The organism is Piscinibacter lacus (assembly GCF_016735685.1).
In the GTDB taxonomy this organism is placed as follows: domain Bacteria; phylum Pseudomonadota; class Gammaproteobacteria; order Burkholderiales; family Burkholderiaceae_C; genus Aquariibacter; species Aquariibacter lacus.
Genome location: NZ_JAERRA010000001.1, coordinates 1299366 through 1311909, shown reverse-complemented (window position 1 = coordinate 1311909; position 12544 = coordinate 1299366). Strand labels below are relative to the sequence as shown.

General features: G+C 71.0%; 12 protein-coding genes. 10 read left to right on the top strand and 2 right to left on the bottom strand.

Annotated features, from left to right (window positions below):
* Window positions 1-64: 64 nt before the first annotated feature.
* On the bottom strand, window positions 65-1876 hold the full coding sequence (locus tag JI742_RS06045; protein ID WP_201824747.1) for a glutamine--tRNA ligase/YqeY domain fusion protein: 1812 nt from the start codon (window positions 1874-1876) through the stop codon (window positions 65-67).
* Window positions 1877-2164: 288 nt separating this feature from the next.
* Between JI742_RS06045 and JI742_RS06040 the strand changes: the two genes are divergently transcribed.
* Window positions 2165-2581: a hypothetical protein gene (locus JI742_RS06040; RefSeq protein ID WP_236676806.1), complete on the top strand. Its 417-nt coding sequence runs from the start codon at window positions 2165-2167 to the stop codon at window positions 2579-2581.
* Between the two features lie 26 nt (window positions 2582-2607).
* Here the strand turns inward: JI742_RS06040 and JI742_RS06035 are convergent, their stop codons facing one another.
* The gene (locus JI742_RS06035) at window positions 2608-4164 is read right to left on the bottom strand and encodes a helicase HerA-like domain-containing protein (protein ID WP_201824742.1); all 1557 of its coding nucleotides are present in this window, start codon (window positions 4162-4164) and stop codon (window positions 2608-2610) included.
* A 102-nt stretch (window positions 4165-4266) separates the two neighbouring features.
* Between JI742_RS06035 and JI742_RS06030 the strand changes: the two genes are divergently transcribed.
* The 9 genes from JI742_RS06030 to JI742_RS05990 all read left to right on the top strand — a co-directional run bounded on the left by JI742_RS06030 (window position 4267) and on the right by JI742_RS05990 (window position 12439).
* Entirely contained in the window at window positions 4267-4992 is a 726-nt protein-coding gene (locus JI742_RS06030; RefSeq protein WP_182660641.1) for a YebC/PmpR family DNA-binding transcriptional regulator, read from the top strand.
* Window positions 4993-5050: 58 nt separating this feature from the next.
* Window positions 5051-6334 carry a phosphoribosylamine--glycine ligase gene (gene purD, locus JI742_RS06025; RefSeq protein ID WP_201824740.1) on the top strand — a complete coding sequence of 428 codons (1284 nt, stop codon included), beginning with the start codon at window positions 5051-5053 and terminating at the stop codon, window positions 6332-6334.
* A gap of 64 nt (window positions 6335-6398) precedes the next feature.
* Window positions 6399-7382, top strand: coding sequence for an oxygen-dependent coproporphyrinogen oxidase (gene hemF, locus JI742_RS06020; protein ID WP_201824739.1), 984 nt, complete (start codon window positions 6399-6401; stop codon window positions 7380-7382).
* A gap of 3 nt (window positions 7383-7385) precedes the next feature.
* Window positions 7386-8045: a nicotinate (nicotinamide) nucleotide adenylyltransferase gene (gene nadD, locus JI742_RS06015; protein ID WP_201824738.1), complete on the top strand. Its 660-nt coding sequence runs from the start codon at window positions 7386-7388 to the stop codon at window positions 8043-8045.
* A 65-nt stretch (window positions 8046-8110) separates the two neighbouring features.
* Window positions 8111-8944 (top strand): ribosome silencing factor, encoded by an 834-nt coding sequence (gene rsfS, locus JI742_RS06010; RefSeq protein ID WP_201824737.1) that lies wholly within the window; start codon window positions 8111-8113, stop codon window positions 8942-8944.
* On the top strand, window positions 8941-9411 hold the full coding sequence (gene rlmH / locus JI742_RS06005) for a 23S rRNA (pseudouridine(1915)-N(3))-methyltransferase RlmH (RefSeq protein ID WP_201824736.1): 471 nt from the start codon (window positions 8941-8943) through the stop codon (window positions 9409-9411). The genes rsfS and rlmH overlap by 4 nt, the downstream gene beginning before the upstream one ends.
* A 42-nt stretch (window positions 9412-9453) precedes the next feature.
* Complete coding sequence (locus tag JI742_RS06000; RefSeq protein WP_201824735.1) at window positions 9454-10074, top strand: Maf family protein; 621 nt, start codon at window positions 9454-9456, stop codon at window positions 10072-10074.
* A 44-nt stretch (window positions 10075-10118) separates the two neighbouring features.
* Window positions 10119-11594 (top strand): ribonuclease G, encoded by a 1476-nt coding sequence (gene rng / locus JI742_RS05995; protein ID WP_201824734.1) that lies wholly within the window; start codon window positions 10119-10121, stop codon window positions 11592-11594.
* 176 nt (window positions 11595-11770) lie between these two features.
* The gene (locus JI742_RS05990) at window positions 11771-12439 is read left to right on the top strand and encodes a DUF4082 domain-containing protein (RefSeq protein ID WP_201824733.1); all 669 of its coding nucleotides are present in this window, start codon (window positions 11771-11773) and stop codon (window positions 12437-12439) included.
* Window positions 12440-12544: the final 105 nt, after the last annotated feature.

Here is a 12544-nt window from a genome sequence, read left to right as displayed (position 1 = left end):
AACCCTGCATCCTGCCCGCAGACCCCCGGCCCGAACACCCCCGGAACGTCGGGATCGGCAGCCGTCAGCGACCGCGGCTGTCCTTCAGGCCGGTGATGCGGTTGAACACCGGCCGGCCGGGCGCATGGTCGCGCCGGTCGCTGACGAAGTAGCCGTGGCGCTCGAACTGAAAGTGCGTCTCGGGCGGCAGCGCGGCCAGGCCGGGCTCGACATAGCCCTGCTGCACGCGGCGGCTGTCGGGGTTGAGCACGGTCAGAAAGTCCCGGCCGCCGGCATCGGGCTGGGCCTCGGTGAACAGGCGCTCGAAGAGGCGCAGCTCGGCCGGCAGGCCGCCGCCGGCCTCGGGCGCCTGCGCGCCCAGCCAGGTGATGGTGCCCTTGACCTTGACGGCATCCGCGCCCGGCGTGCCGCTGCGGGTGTCGGGCACGACGGTGGCGGTGACGGCGGTGATGCGGCCCTCGGCATCCTTCTCGCAGCCGGTGCATTCGACGACCAGGCCGTACTTCAGCCGCACCTTGTTGCCAGGGAAGAGGCGGAAGTAGCCCTTGGGCGGCACTTCGGCGAAGTCCTCGCGCTCGATCCACAGCGCGGGGCCGAGGCTGAAGCGGCGCGGCGCCAGTTCGGGCCGCTGCGGATGGGCCGGGGCCTCGCAGGGCTCCAGGTGGCCGGGGCCGTAGACGGCGTCCCAGTTCGTCAGCTTGAGCTTGAGCGGGTCGAGCACGGCCATGGCGCGCGGGGCGCGGCCTTCCAGGTCCTCGCGCAGGGCGGCGTCGAGCGCGGCATCCTCGATCCAGGCATGGTCCTTGGTGACGCCGATGCGTTCGCAGAACAGGCGCAGCGCCGCGGGCGTGAGGCCGCGGCGGCGCAGGCCGACCAGGGTCGGCATGCGCGGGTCGTCCCAGCCCTCGACATGGCCTTCGTCGACGAGCTGCCGGAGCTTGCGCTTGCTGGTGACGACATAGCTCAGGTTCAGGCGCGCGAACTCGTGCTGGTGCGGGCGCGGGGTGGTGATCAGGCCCAGCTCGACCAGCCGGTCCAGCAGCCAGTCGTAGAAGGGGCGCTGGTCCTCGAACTCCAGGGTGCAGATGCTGTGGGTGATGCCTTCGAGCGCGTCCTCGATGGGATGCGCGAAGGTGTACATGGGGTAGACGCACCAGCGGTCGCCGGTGTTGTGGTGCGTGGCGTGCTTGATGCGGTAGATGGCCGGATCGCGCAGATTGATGTTGGGCGAGGCCATATCGATCTTCGCGCGCAGCACGGCCGCGCCCTCGGGCAGGCGGCCGGACTGCATCTCGGCAAAGCGCGCGCGGTTCTCGGCCGGCGTGCGGCTGCGGAAGGGGCTGTCGCTGCCGGGCGTGGTGAAGTCGCCGCGCGTGGCGCGCATCTGCTCGGCGCTCTGCTCATCGACATAGGCCAGGCCGGCGTCGATCAGGGCCTCGGCCGCGCGGACCATGAAATCGAAGTAGTCGCTCGCGAAGTAGCGGTGCTGGCGCGGCGGGCCGCCGGCCGGGTCCGGCTCGGACCAGTCGAAGCCCAGCCAGCGCACGGCCTCGTCGATGGCATCGACGTACTCCTGCTCTTCCTTCTCGGGGTTGGTGTCGTCGAAGCGCAGGTGGCACAGGCCGCCGTAGTCGCGCGCCAGGCCGAAGTTCAGGCAGATGCTCTTGGCATGGCCGACATGCAGGTAGCCGTTGGGCTCGGGCGGGAAGCGGGTGCGGATGGCCGCGGCGTCCAGCGGGCCGGCGGCATGGAGGGCGGCATCGCCGGGCCGGCCGGCAAAGCGGCGGCCGGCATAGCGGCCGCTGGCAAGGTCGCGCTCGATGATCTGGCGCAGGAAATGGCTGGGCTTGGGCGCGTCGGCGGGCGGTCCGGACATGGGGCGGCAGGATACGGTCGGGCAAGGCGCCGGGCGCGGCGCGGGGGTCCCGCAGACCCGGCACGGGGGCCGGTCCACCCGGGGGACAAGGCGCCGGATTCTATCGAGCGCCCCCGGCGCAGCCGGCCCCGAGGCCGCGGCTGGCGGGCCGGCGCGGCGGCGCTTCACACAGCTTTACCTGGGCGCGGTCGGCGGCGGCGCGACAGGCGGCGTTGAGGCAGCACGGGCATGTCAGCCCGCGCAGGAGATCCCGTCATGCAAGCCTTGAATCTTCCCCGCCCCGCCCCGATGGCCCGGCTGCGCCGTGCCGCCGCCATGCTCGCCCTGGCCGGCAGCGGCCTGCTGGCCGCCGGTGGCGCCCAGGCCGGATCGGACATCCACTGGTCCATCGGCGTGCAACTGCCGCCGATCGGCACCGTGATCTCGAACCATCCGCAGCGCGGCTACGGCTATGGCGCGCCGCCGGTGGTCGTCTATCCCGGCCCGGCGGTGGTCTACGGCCCCGCCCCGCGCTGGGACGGCCCGCCGCGCCACCACGGCTGGCATCGCGCCCACGACCGCGGCTGGCACAAGGGCTACCGCGAAGGCCGCCGCGACGAGCGGCGCGACGACCGCCGGGATGAGCGCCGCGACGATCGCTGGGACCGCTGGGACCGGCACGACGGCGACCGCCGCGGCCACGGTCACGGCTACGGCCACCGCTGAAGCGGCGGCGGCCGGCCGGCGCGGGCTCAGCGCCGCTTGCCGCCGCCCAGCAGGCCGCCGAGCACGCCGCGGATGATTTCGCGGCCCACCGCCGAGCCGACGGTGCGCACGGCGCTCTTGGCCGCCATCTCGGCCAGGCCTTCGCGGCGCCCGCCGCGCGGGCCGCTGGAGCCGAAGAGCAGGTCGCCCAGGCCACCCAGCAAGCCGCCGGCTGCGGCACCCGCGGCATCCTGGGCGGCGCCCCCGGCGGCTTCGCCCACGGCGCGTCCGGCCTCGCGGGCCAGGCGCTCGCCAGCCTCGGCGCTGGCGCCGGCGCGCTGCTTCAGGGCCTCGAAAGCGCTTTCGCGGTCCACCGTCTTCTCATAGACCCCGGCGACCAGCGAGCCGGCCCGCAGGGCCTGGCGCTGCTCGGGCGTGACCGGGCCGATCTGGCTGCCGGGCGGCAGCACATAGGCACGCTCGGTGATGCCAGGCCGGCCCTTGGCATCGAGCAGGCTCAGCAGGGCCTCGCCCACGCCCAGCTCGGTGATGGCGGTGGCCACGTCCAGGCCGGGGTTGGCGCGCATGGTCTCGGCGGCGGCCTTGACGGCCTTCTGGTCGCGCGGGGTGAAGGCACGCAGGGCATGCTGCACGCGGTTGCCGAGCTGGCCGAGCACGCTGTCGGGCAGGTCCAGCGGGTTCTGCGTGACGAAGTACACGCCGACGCCTTTGGAGCGCACCAGACGCACGACCAGCTCGATGCGCTCGACCAGCACCTTGGGCGCATCGGCAAAGAGCAGGTGGGCCTCGTCGAAGAAGAAGACGAGCTTGGGCTGGTCCAGGTCGCCGACCTCCGGCAGGGTCTCGAACAGCTCGGACAGCAGCCACAGCAGGAAGGTGGCGTAGAGCCGCGGGGCGGTCATCAGCTTGTCGGCCGCCAGGATGTTGACCACGCCCTGGCCGTCGACGGTCTGCATGAAGTCGGCGATGTCGAGCATGGGCTCGCCGAAGAAGCGGTCGCCGCCCTGGGCCTCGATGGCCAGCAGGCCGCGCTGGATGGCGCCGACGCTGGCCGCGCTGATGTTGCCGTAGGCGGTGGTGTAGTCCTTCGCGTTCTCGCCGACGTGCTGCAGCATGGCGCGCAGGTCCTTCAGGTCGAGCAGCAGCAGGCCGTGGTCGTCGGCGATCTTGAAGACGATCTGCAGCACGCCCTGCTGGGTTTCGTTCAGCGCCAGCATGCGGCCCAGCAGCAGCGGGCCCATGTCGGACACGGTGGCCCGCACCGGGTGGCCCTGCTCGCCGAACACGTCCCACAGCGTCACCGGGCAGGCCTGCGAGGCGGGCGCGTCCAGGCCGCGCTCGGCCAGGATCGCCGCCACCTTCTCGCCGATGCGGCCGGGCTGGCTGATGCCGGTCAGGTCGCCCTTCACATCGGCCAGGAAGACGGGCACGCCCAGGCGGCTGAAGCCCTCGGCCAGGGTCTGCAGGGTGATGGTCTTGCCGGTGCCGGTGGCGCCGGTGACCAAGCCGTGGCGGTTGGCCAGGGCGGGCAGCAGTTCGCAGCGGATGGCCTCGCGGCGGGCCAGCAGGATGGGATCGGGCATGGCGGAAAGACGACTCGGAAGGGGGAGGCCCCGGGGCGACCCGGGGGCCGCGCCTAAAATCACCGCCATCCTAAAGAGAACACGAACCGCAGAGAGCACACCATGGCCGGACATTCCAAGTGGGCCAACATCCAGCACCGCAAGGGGCGGCAGGACGAGAAGCGGGGCAAGGTCTGGACGCGGGTGATCCGCGAGATCATGGTCGCCGCACGCCAGGGCGGCGGCGACCCCAATGCCAACCCGCGCCTGCGCTTGGCGGTGGACAAGGCCAAGGCCGCCAACATGCCGGCCGACACGGTCAAGCGCAACATCGACAAGGCCACCGGCAACCTCGAAGGCGTGAGCTACGAGGAGATCCGCTACGAGGGCTACGGCATCGGCGGCGCAGCCATCCTGGTCGACTGCATGACCGACAACCGCGTGCGCACGGTGGCCGAGGTGCGCCACGCCTTCAGCAAGTACGGCGGCAACCTGGGCACCGAGGGCTCGGTGGCCTTCCAGTTCAAGCACTGCGGGCAGATGGTCTTCGCGCCCGGCACCTCGGAAGACAAGGTGATGGAAATCGCCCTGGAAGCCGGGGCCGAGGACGTGGTGACGGACGAGGACGGCGCCATCGAGGTGCTGACCGCCCCGGCCGACTTCGAGGCCGTGCGCGATGCGCTGCAGGCCGCCGGCCTGGTGCCCGAGGTGGCCGAGGTCACGATGCGGGCCGAAAACACCATCGAGCTGCAGGGCGAGGACGCGGCGCGGATGCAGAAGCTGCTCGACGTGCTGGAGGACCTGGACGATGCCCAGGACGTCTTCCACAACGCGGTGATCGACGCTTGACGCGCCGGGCCGCGCGGCCCCCGGGCCGCACCAAGCAACACCACAGGGACGGATTCCAATGAAAGTGCTGGTGATCGGCAATGGCGGGCGCGAACACGCGCTGGCCTGGAAGCTCGCCCAATCCAAGCGGGTGCAGACGGTTTTCGTCGCCCCGGGCAATGGCGGCACGGCGCTCGACGCCAATCTCGTCAACCTGCCGCTGCGCGACGTGACGGCCCTGGCCGACTTCGCCGAGGCCGAGAAGATCGGCCTGACCGTGGTCGGCCCCGAGGCGCCGCTGGCCGCTGGCGTGGTCGATGCCTTCCGCGCCCGTGGCCTGCGCATCTTCGGCCCCAGCCGGGCCGCGGCGCAGCTGGAAAGCTCCAAGGCCTTCGCCAAGGCCTTCATGAAGCGCCATGCCATCCCGACGGCGGCCTACGAGACCTTCACCGACGCGGCGGCCGCCCATGCCTACGTCGACGCGCAGGGCGCCCCCATCGTCGTGAAGGCCGATGGCCTGGCCGCCGGCAAGGGCGTGGTCGTGGCGATGACGCTTGAGGAAGCGCATGCCGCCATCGACGACATGCTCTCGGCCAACACCCTGGGCGTGCTGCACAACGACGGCGGCGCACGCGTGGTGATCGAGGAATTCCTGACCGGCGAGGAAGCCAGCTTCATCGTGCTGGCCGATGGGCGCCACGTGCTGGCCCTGGCCACCAGCCAGGACCACAAGCGCCTGGGCGATGGCGACACCGGCCCCAACACGGGCGGCATGGGCGCCTACTCGCCGGCCCCGGTGGTCACGCCCAATGTGCATGCCCGGGCGATGCAGGAGGTGATCCAGCCGACGCTCGACGGCATGGCCCGCGACGGCATCCCCTACACCGGCTTCCTCTACGCCGGCCTGATGATCGACGCCAAGGGCGGCGTGAAGACGCTGGAGTTCAACTGCCGGCTCGGCGACCCGGAAACCCAGCCGATCTTGATGCGGCTCAAGAGCGATCTGGTCGATGTGCTGCAGCATGCTGCCGATGGCACGCTCGACCAGGTGGAACTGCAATGGGATCGCCGCTTCGCGCTCGGCGTGGTGATGGCCGCGGCCGGCTATCCCGCGCAACCGCGGGCGGGCGACCGCATCCACGGTCTGCCGGCTGCGTCGGACGATGCCATGGTCTTCCACGCCGGCACCGCGCTCGATGCGCAGGGCCATCCCATCGTCAGCGGCGGTCGGGTGCTCTGCGTGACGGCGCTCGGCGACTCGGCCAAGCTCGCGCAGGCGCGGGCCTACGAGGCGCTGTCCGGCATCCACTTCGACGGCATGCAACTGCGTCGCGACATCGGCCACCGCGCGATCAAGCGTTGACCGCGCACCGGCCGCGGCCTGCAGCGCGTCGCCCGACGTCCCACGGCCTCCGGCCCTTCCCCCGATGAGCACTTCCACGCTGAACCCGACGCCCACCCTGCCCGCGCCCCTGGCCTCGCCCGAGACCGCCGCGGTGCGCGCCTACCTGCTCGACCTGCAGGACCGCATCATCGCGGCTCTGGCGGCCGAGGACGGCGGCAGCTTCCTGCGCGACGGCTGGACCCGCGCACCCGAGGAACGCCTGCAGGGCGACGGCCTGTCGCGGCTGATCGAGGAAGGCGCCCTGTTCGAGCGCGGCGGCTGCAACTTCAGCCATGTGCGCGGCCCGGCCCTGCCGCCCTCAGCCACCCAGCACCGGCCCGAGCTGGCCGGCGCGCCCTTCGAGGCCATGGGCGTCTCCCTGGTCATCCACCCGCGCAACCCCCATGTGCCCACCGTGCACATGAATGTGCGCATGCTGGCGGCCCACCGCCGGTTGGCCGATGGCACGACGGAAACCGTCACCTGGTTCGGTGGCGGCATGGACATGACGCCCTACTACGGTGTCGAGGACGACGCGGTGCACTTCCACCGCGTCTGCCGCGATGCCCTGGCGCCCTTCGGCGCCGGGCTGCACCCGCGCTTCAAGGCTTGGTGCGACGAGTACTTCTTCCTGAAGCACCGCGGCGAGCCGCGCGGCGTCGGCGGCATCTTCTTCGACGACTTCAACGAGCTGGGCTTTGAGCAGAGCTTCGCGATGATGCGCAGCGTCGGCGATGCCTTCATCCCGGCCTACCTGCCCATCGTGCAGCGCCGCCGCGCCCTGCCCTACACCGAGGCGCAGCGCGACTTCCAGGCCTACCGCCGCGGCCGCTATGTCGAGTTCAACCTGGTCTTCGACCGCGGCACGCTGTTCGGCCTGCAATCGGGCGGCCGCACCGAGGCCATCCTGATGTCGATGCCGCCGATCGTGCGCTGGCGCTACGACTGGAAGCCCGAGGCCGGTACGCCCGAGGCCCGGCTCTACAGCGACTTCCTGCGCTCGCGGGACTGGGCGCAGGGCGGCTGAGGCTTGCAAGCCGCGCCCCGCCGCATCGGCTTGTTCGGCGGCAGCTTCGACCCGCCGCATCTCGCCCACCTCGCCCTCGCCCGCTGCGCGGTCGAGGTGCTGGCGCTCGACGAGCTGCGCTGGATCCCCGCCGGCCAGCCCTGGCAGAAGGGCCACCTCGTCGCCCCGGCGGAAGACCGTGTGGCCATGGTGCAGGCCCTGGTCGACAGCCTGGGCGACCCGCGCCAGCGGCTGGACCGCCGCGAGATCGACCGCGCCGGCCCCAGCCGCACCCTCGATACCCTGCGCGAGCTTCAGGCCGAACAGCCCGGCGCCGAGCTTTGGCTGCTGATCGGCGAAGATCAGCTCCGCAACTTCCCGAGCTGGCATGGCGCGGCCGATATCCTGGCCGCCGTCCACCTGGCCGTGGCCCCGCGACCGGCCGGGGCCAACGGCCCGCCCGCCGGCCCGGTGCTGCCCTGGCCGCCCGCGCTGCAGGCCGCGGCCCGGCTGCACAAACTGCCGATGCCGGTGCATCCGGCCGCCTCGACAGCCTTGCGCGCAGCCCTGGCGGCCGGTCGCCCGGCGGCCGAACTGAGCGCCTCAGGCGATGCCGGGTCCGCCCTGCTGGCGGCCCCGGTCGCGCACTATATAGACTCGCACCGCCTTTACCGCGGACTTTGACCCCCCCGGGCCGCAGCGATCCCCGCACGGCGCCCCGAGAACCGCCCCCACCGCCCAGGAGCTGAATGGACATCCGCAAACTGCAACGCGCCATCGTCGATGGCCTCGAGGACGTGAAGGCCCAGGACATCATGGTCTTCAACACCGAGCACCTCTCGCCGCTGTTCGAACGGGTGATCGTGGCCTCGGGCACCAGCAACCGGCAGACGAAGGCGCTGGCCGCCAGCGTGCGCGACGCGGTCAAGTCCAAGGGCTTCGCGGTGATGCGCACCGAGGGCGAGGACAACGGCGAATGGATCATCGTGGACTGCGGCGCCGCCGTGGTGCACGTGATGCAACCGGCAATCCGCACCTACTACCACCTCGAAGAGATCTGGGGCGAGAAGCCGGTCAAGCTCAAGCTGGGCGAGGCCAAGACCCGCCTGGTCAAGGCCAGCGAGCCGATCGAGGCCGCGCCCGCGCCGCGCCCGCGCCGCAGCGGCTCGGCCGCCGAGGCCATGGACAAGCCGGCCCGCAAGGTCGCTGCCAAGAAGGCCGCTGCGCCGGCGCCGGCGAAGAAGGCAGCAGCCAAGAAGACGGCCGCGCGCAAGACGGTCGCCGCCGGTTCGCCGGCCGCCAGGCCGGGCAGCGGCATGGCCGCCAAGCCGGGCAGCGTGCCCGCCAAGAAGCGCAGCGTGCGCCGCGCCGAGCCGGTGCCGGTGGTCGTCAAGGTCGTCGGCAAGCCGCCGGCCAAGAAGGCCGTGGCCGAGCGCAGCCCGGTCGCCCGCAAGGTGGCGGCCAAGAAGGCGGCCCCGCGCCGCAGCGCCACGGCCGCCGCACCCGCGGCCGCCGTCCCGGCCCGCAAGGCCCCGGCCCGCAAGACGGCCGCTGGCGCGGCCCCGCGCAAGCCACGCGGATGAGGCTGACGCTGGTCGCCGTCGGCCAGCGTCTTCCGGCCTGGGCCGACTCGGCCTGCGAGGACTACTGGAAGCGCTGGCCCGCCGAATGGCGGGCCGAGCTGAAGACGGTCAAGGCCGAGCCGCGCACCCTGGGCAAGCCGGTGGAGGCGCTGATGGCCGCCGAAGCCGAGCGACTGCGCGCCGCCCTGCCGCGCGGCGCACGCCGGGTCATCCTCGACGAACGCGGCGAGCGCCAGACCACCGCCCAGCTTGCCGAACGCCTGCGCGAATGGGCCCGCGACGGCCGCGATGTCGCCCTGCTGATGGGCGGCCCCGATGGCCTGGACCCGGCCCTCAAGGCCGAGGCCGAGGAGCGTCTGCGCCTGTCGGACCTGACCCTGCCGCATGCCCTGGCGCGCGTGTTGCTGATCGAAGCGCTCTACCGCGCCGCCTCGCTGAACGCAGGCCATCCCTACCACCGGGACTGAACGCAGGCGCCCTGCGTCGCCCCATCGTCCTGCCTCCTGCCCATGAGCCGTCCCGAGTGGATCTACCTGGCCTCGCAAAGCCCGCGACGCCGCCAGTTGCTGGCCCAGATCGGCCTGCGCCATGAGCTGCTGCTGCCCGATGCCGAGGAAGATGCCGAGGCCCTGGAAGCCAGCCGCCCGGGCGAGGCCGCCGAGGACTATGTGCAGCGCGTGACCCGGGCCAAGCTGGAAGCCGCCCGCCTGCGCTGGCAGCGCCGCGGCCTGCCGGCGGCGCCCATCCTGTGCGCCGACACGACCGTGGTGCTCGACGAGCAGATGCTGGGCAAGCCGGCCGACGATGCCGAGGCCGCGCAGATGCTGCAACGCCTGTCCGGCCGCAGCCATCGCGTGCTGACGGCGGTGGCGCTGCTTGAATCGCCGCATCCCGCCTTCGCGCCGCGCTGCGTGCTGCAGGCCTCGACCGTGCGCTTCGCCGCCGTCGACACCGACGAGATCGTGCGCTACGTGGCCAGCGGCGAATCGCAGGGCAAGGCCGGCGCCTATGCCATCCAGTCGCAGGCGGCGGCCTGGATCGAGCACCTGGAAGGCAGCTACTCCGGCGTCATGGGCCTGCCGCTGCACGAGACCGCGCAACTGCTGCGCGGCATTGGCTGGCAGCTCTGAAACCACGCCGCCCGGCGGCCCGGGCCGCCACGTAACATGCGGCCATGCAAGAGATCCTGATCAACTGGGCGCCCCAGGAGACCCGCGTCGCCGTGGTCGAGCACGGCGCGGTGCAGGAGCTTCACCTGGAACGCGCGCTGGAGCGCGGCCAGGTCGGCAACATCTACATGGGCAAGGTGGCCCGGGTGCTGCCCGGCATGCAATCGGCCTTCATCGAGATCGGCCTGGAACGCGCCGCCTTCCTGCATGTGGCCGACCTGCATCGCAGCGACGGCGCGGCCCATGGCGCGCCGCCGCTGCCGATCGAGCGACAGGTCTACGAAGGCCAGTCGCTGATGGTCCAGGTCATCAAGGATCCGATCGGCAGCAAGGGCGCGCGCCTGTCCACGCAGATCAGCATCGCCGGCCGGCTGCTCGTCTTCCTGCCGCAGGACGACCGCATCGGCATCAGCCAGAAGATCGGCTCGCCCGAGCAGCGCGATGCCCTGCGCCTGCGCATGCAGGCCCTGGCCTGGCCCAGCGGCACGGCGGCCGAGGACCGCCAGGGCGGCTTCATCCTGCGCACCAATGCCGAGGATGCGAGCGACGAGGAACTGGCCGAGGACATCGCCTACCTGCGCAAGATGTGGACTTCGGTGCGCGAGACCGCCTTCAAGGTGGCGCCGGGCAGCCTGCTGCACGAGGACCTGAACCTGGCCCAGCGCGTGCTGCGCGACCTGGTCAGCGACAAGGTGCACTCGGTGCGCATCGATTCGCGCATGCAGTTCGAGGCCCTGCAAGCCTTCGGCCAGCGCTACGCGCCCAGCTCGGTCGAGCGCCTGGCGCATTACACCGGCGAGCGGCCCATCTTCGACCTGGTCAATGTCGACGACGAGATTGCCCGCGCGCTGGCCCGTCGGGTCGATCTGAAGAATGGCGGTTACCTCATCATCGACCAGACCGAGGCGCTGACGACCATCGACGTCAACACCGGCGGTTATGTCGGGGCGCGCAACTTCGAAGAGACCATCTTCAAGACCAATCTGGAATCGGTGCAGGCCATCGCGCGCCAACTGAGGCTGCGCAACCTGGGCGGCATCATCATCATCGACTTCATCGACATGGGCCGCGAAGAGCACCGCGATGCGGTGCTGGCCGAGCTGAAGAAGCAACTCGCGCGTGACCGCACCAAGACGACGGTCAGCGGCTTCACCCAGCTCGGTCTGGTCGAGCTGACCCGCAAGCGCACCCGCGAAAGCCTGGCCCACCAGCTCTGCGAGGTCTGCCCCACCTGCCAGGGCCGCGGCCAGATCAAGACCGCCCGCAGCGTGTGCCACGACATCCTGCGCGAAATCCTGCGCGAAGCCCGCCAGTTCAACCCGCGCGAATTCCGCGTCATCGCCAGCGCCGCCGTCGTGGAGATGCTGCTTGACGAGGAAAGCCCCCACCTGGCCGGCCTGTCCGAATTCATCGGCAAGCCGATCTCGCTGCAGGCGGAGCCGGGCATGAATGCCGAGCAGTACGACATCGTGCTGCTGTAGTGGGTCGGCGTACGCCCACCTGCAAGTCGGGGGGTGCGATGGATCTCCAGCCGCTGGAAGATCGAGCGGCATGTGCAGTTTGGTAGGGAACCGCCTCATCGCAATGCGAGAGCGACCCCTGGGCTTGTTGTCGAGGCCCGATACGCGCGCAGCTTCGCCTCATCCAGGAGACACCCATGATCAATGTCTTGAACACCGCTTCACGGAAACATGCGCTTGGCGCCGCCGTGCTGCTTTCTGCCCTAATGAGCACTGGAGCCGCTCAAGCGGTGGTGGCCGTGACGGACATCAGTGGGGGCAACGCGTTCACAACCTTGAGTTTCACGGACCAAACCGTCGGCTGGCAATTCACCGCCAATGACGACATTACGGTGACTCACCTGGGCTTCTACGACAACAGCCCGTTTGACCCGCTGAGCACGACCCACGAGGTCGGTCTGTGGACACCGGGCGGGATGTTGCTGGCGTCCACGACCATCCAGACCACCAGCACCTTGGTGGGTAGTTTTCGCTTCGAGGCGGTTACCCCGGTCGCGCTGACGGCGGGCAGCAGCTACCTGATCGGCGGGGCTTTCACGCTGCCCCTCACAGCTGACGCATATCGCATCCCCACCGCACGCACCATTGCTCCGGAAATCACCATCAATGGTTCGGCTCGCAACGCCGACGCTGGCGGATTCGGTGCCCCCACCATCGTCTCGGTCGGCAACGGGCGTTTTGGCCCCAACTTCCAGTTCACCGTGACAGCCCCGCCGCCGCCCATTCCCGAGCCCGGCACCTACGCCTTGATGGGGCTGGGTCTTGTCGGACTTGCCGGATTGGGCAGGCTGCGTCGTCGTCATTGACCGTCGTCGCCCCTGAAACGAAACCGCCCGCGGGCGGTTTTTTTTCGGGTCGGCGGCTTGGCCTCCTGTTCAACAAGCTGCCGATCCGCTGACGCGCTCCGGCCC

Excerpts from the sequence above, each read along its gene's own strand:
- JI742_RS06040 (WP_236676806.1), top strand. The coding sequence starts at position 2,165 with ATGGCCCGGCTGCGCCGTGCCGCCGCCATGCTCGCCCTGGCCGGCAGC.
- JI742_RS05990 (WP_201824733.1), top strand. The coding sequence starts at position 11,771 with ATGATCAATGTCTTGAACACCGCTTCACGGAAACATGCGCTTGGCGCC.
- purD (WP_201824740.1), top strand. The coding sequence starts at position 5,051 with ATGAAAGTGCTGGTGATCGGCAATGGCGGGCGCGAACACGCGCTGGCC.
- hemF (WP_201824739.1), top strand. The coding sequence starts at position 6,399 with ATGAGCACTTCCACGCTGAACCCGACGCCCACCCTGCCCGCGCCCCTG.
- JI742_RS06035 (WP_201824742.1), bottom strand. The coding sequence starts at position 4,164 with ATGCCCGATCCCATCCTGCTGGCCCGCCGCGAGGCCATCCGCTGCGAA.
- rlmH (WP_201824736.1), top strand. The coding sequence starts at position 8,941 with ATGAGGCTGACGCTGGTCGCCGTCGGCCAGCGTCTTCCGGCCTGGGCC.
- JI742_RS06000 (WP_201824735.1), top strand. The coding sequence starts at position 9,454 with ATGAGCCGTCCCGAGTGGATCTACCTGGCCTCGCAAAGCCCGCGACGC.
- JI742_RS06045 (WP_201824747.1), bottom strand. The coding sequence starts at position 1,876 with ATGTCCGGACCGCCCGCCGACGCGCCCAAGCCCAGCCATTTCCTGCGC.
- rng (WP_201824734.1), top strand. The coding sequence starts at position 10,119 with ATGCAAGAGATCCTGATCAACTGGGCGCCCCAGGAGACCCGCGTCGCC.
- rsfS (WP_201824737.1), top strand. The coding sequence starts at position 8,111 with ATGGACATCCGCAAACTGCAACGCGCCATCGTCGATGGCCTCGAGGAC.
- JI742_RS06030 (WP_182660641.1), top strand. The coding sequence starts at position 4,267 with ATGGCCGGACATTCCAAGTGGGCCAACATCCAGCACCGCAAGGGGCGG.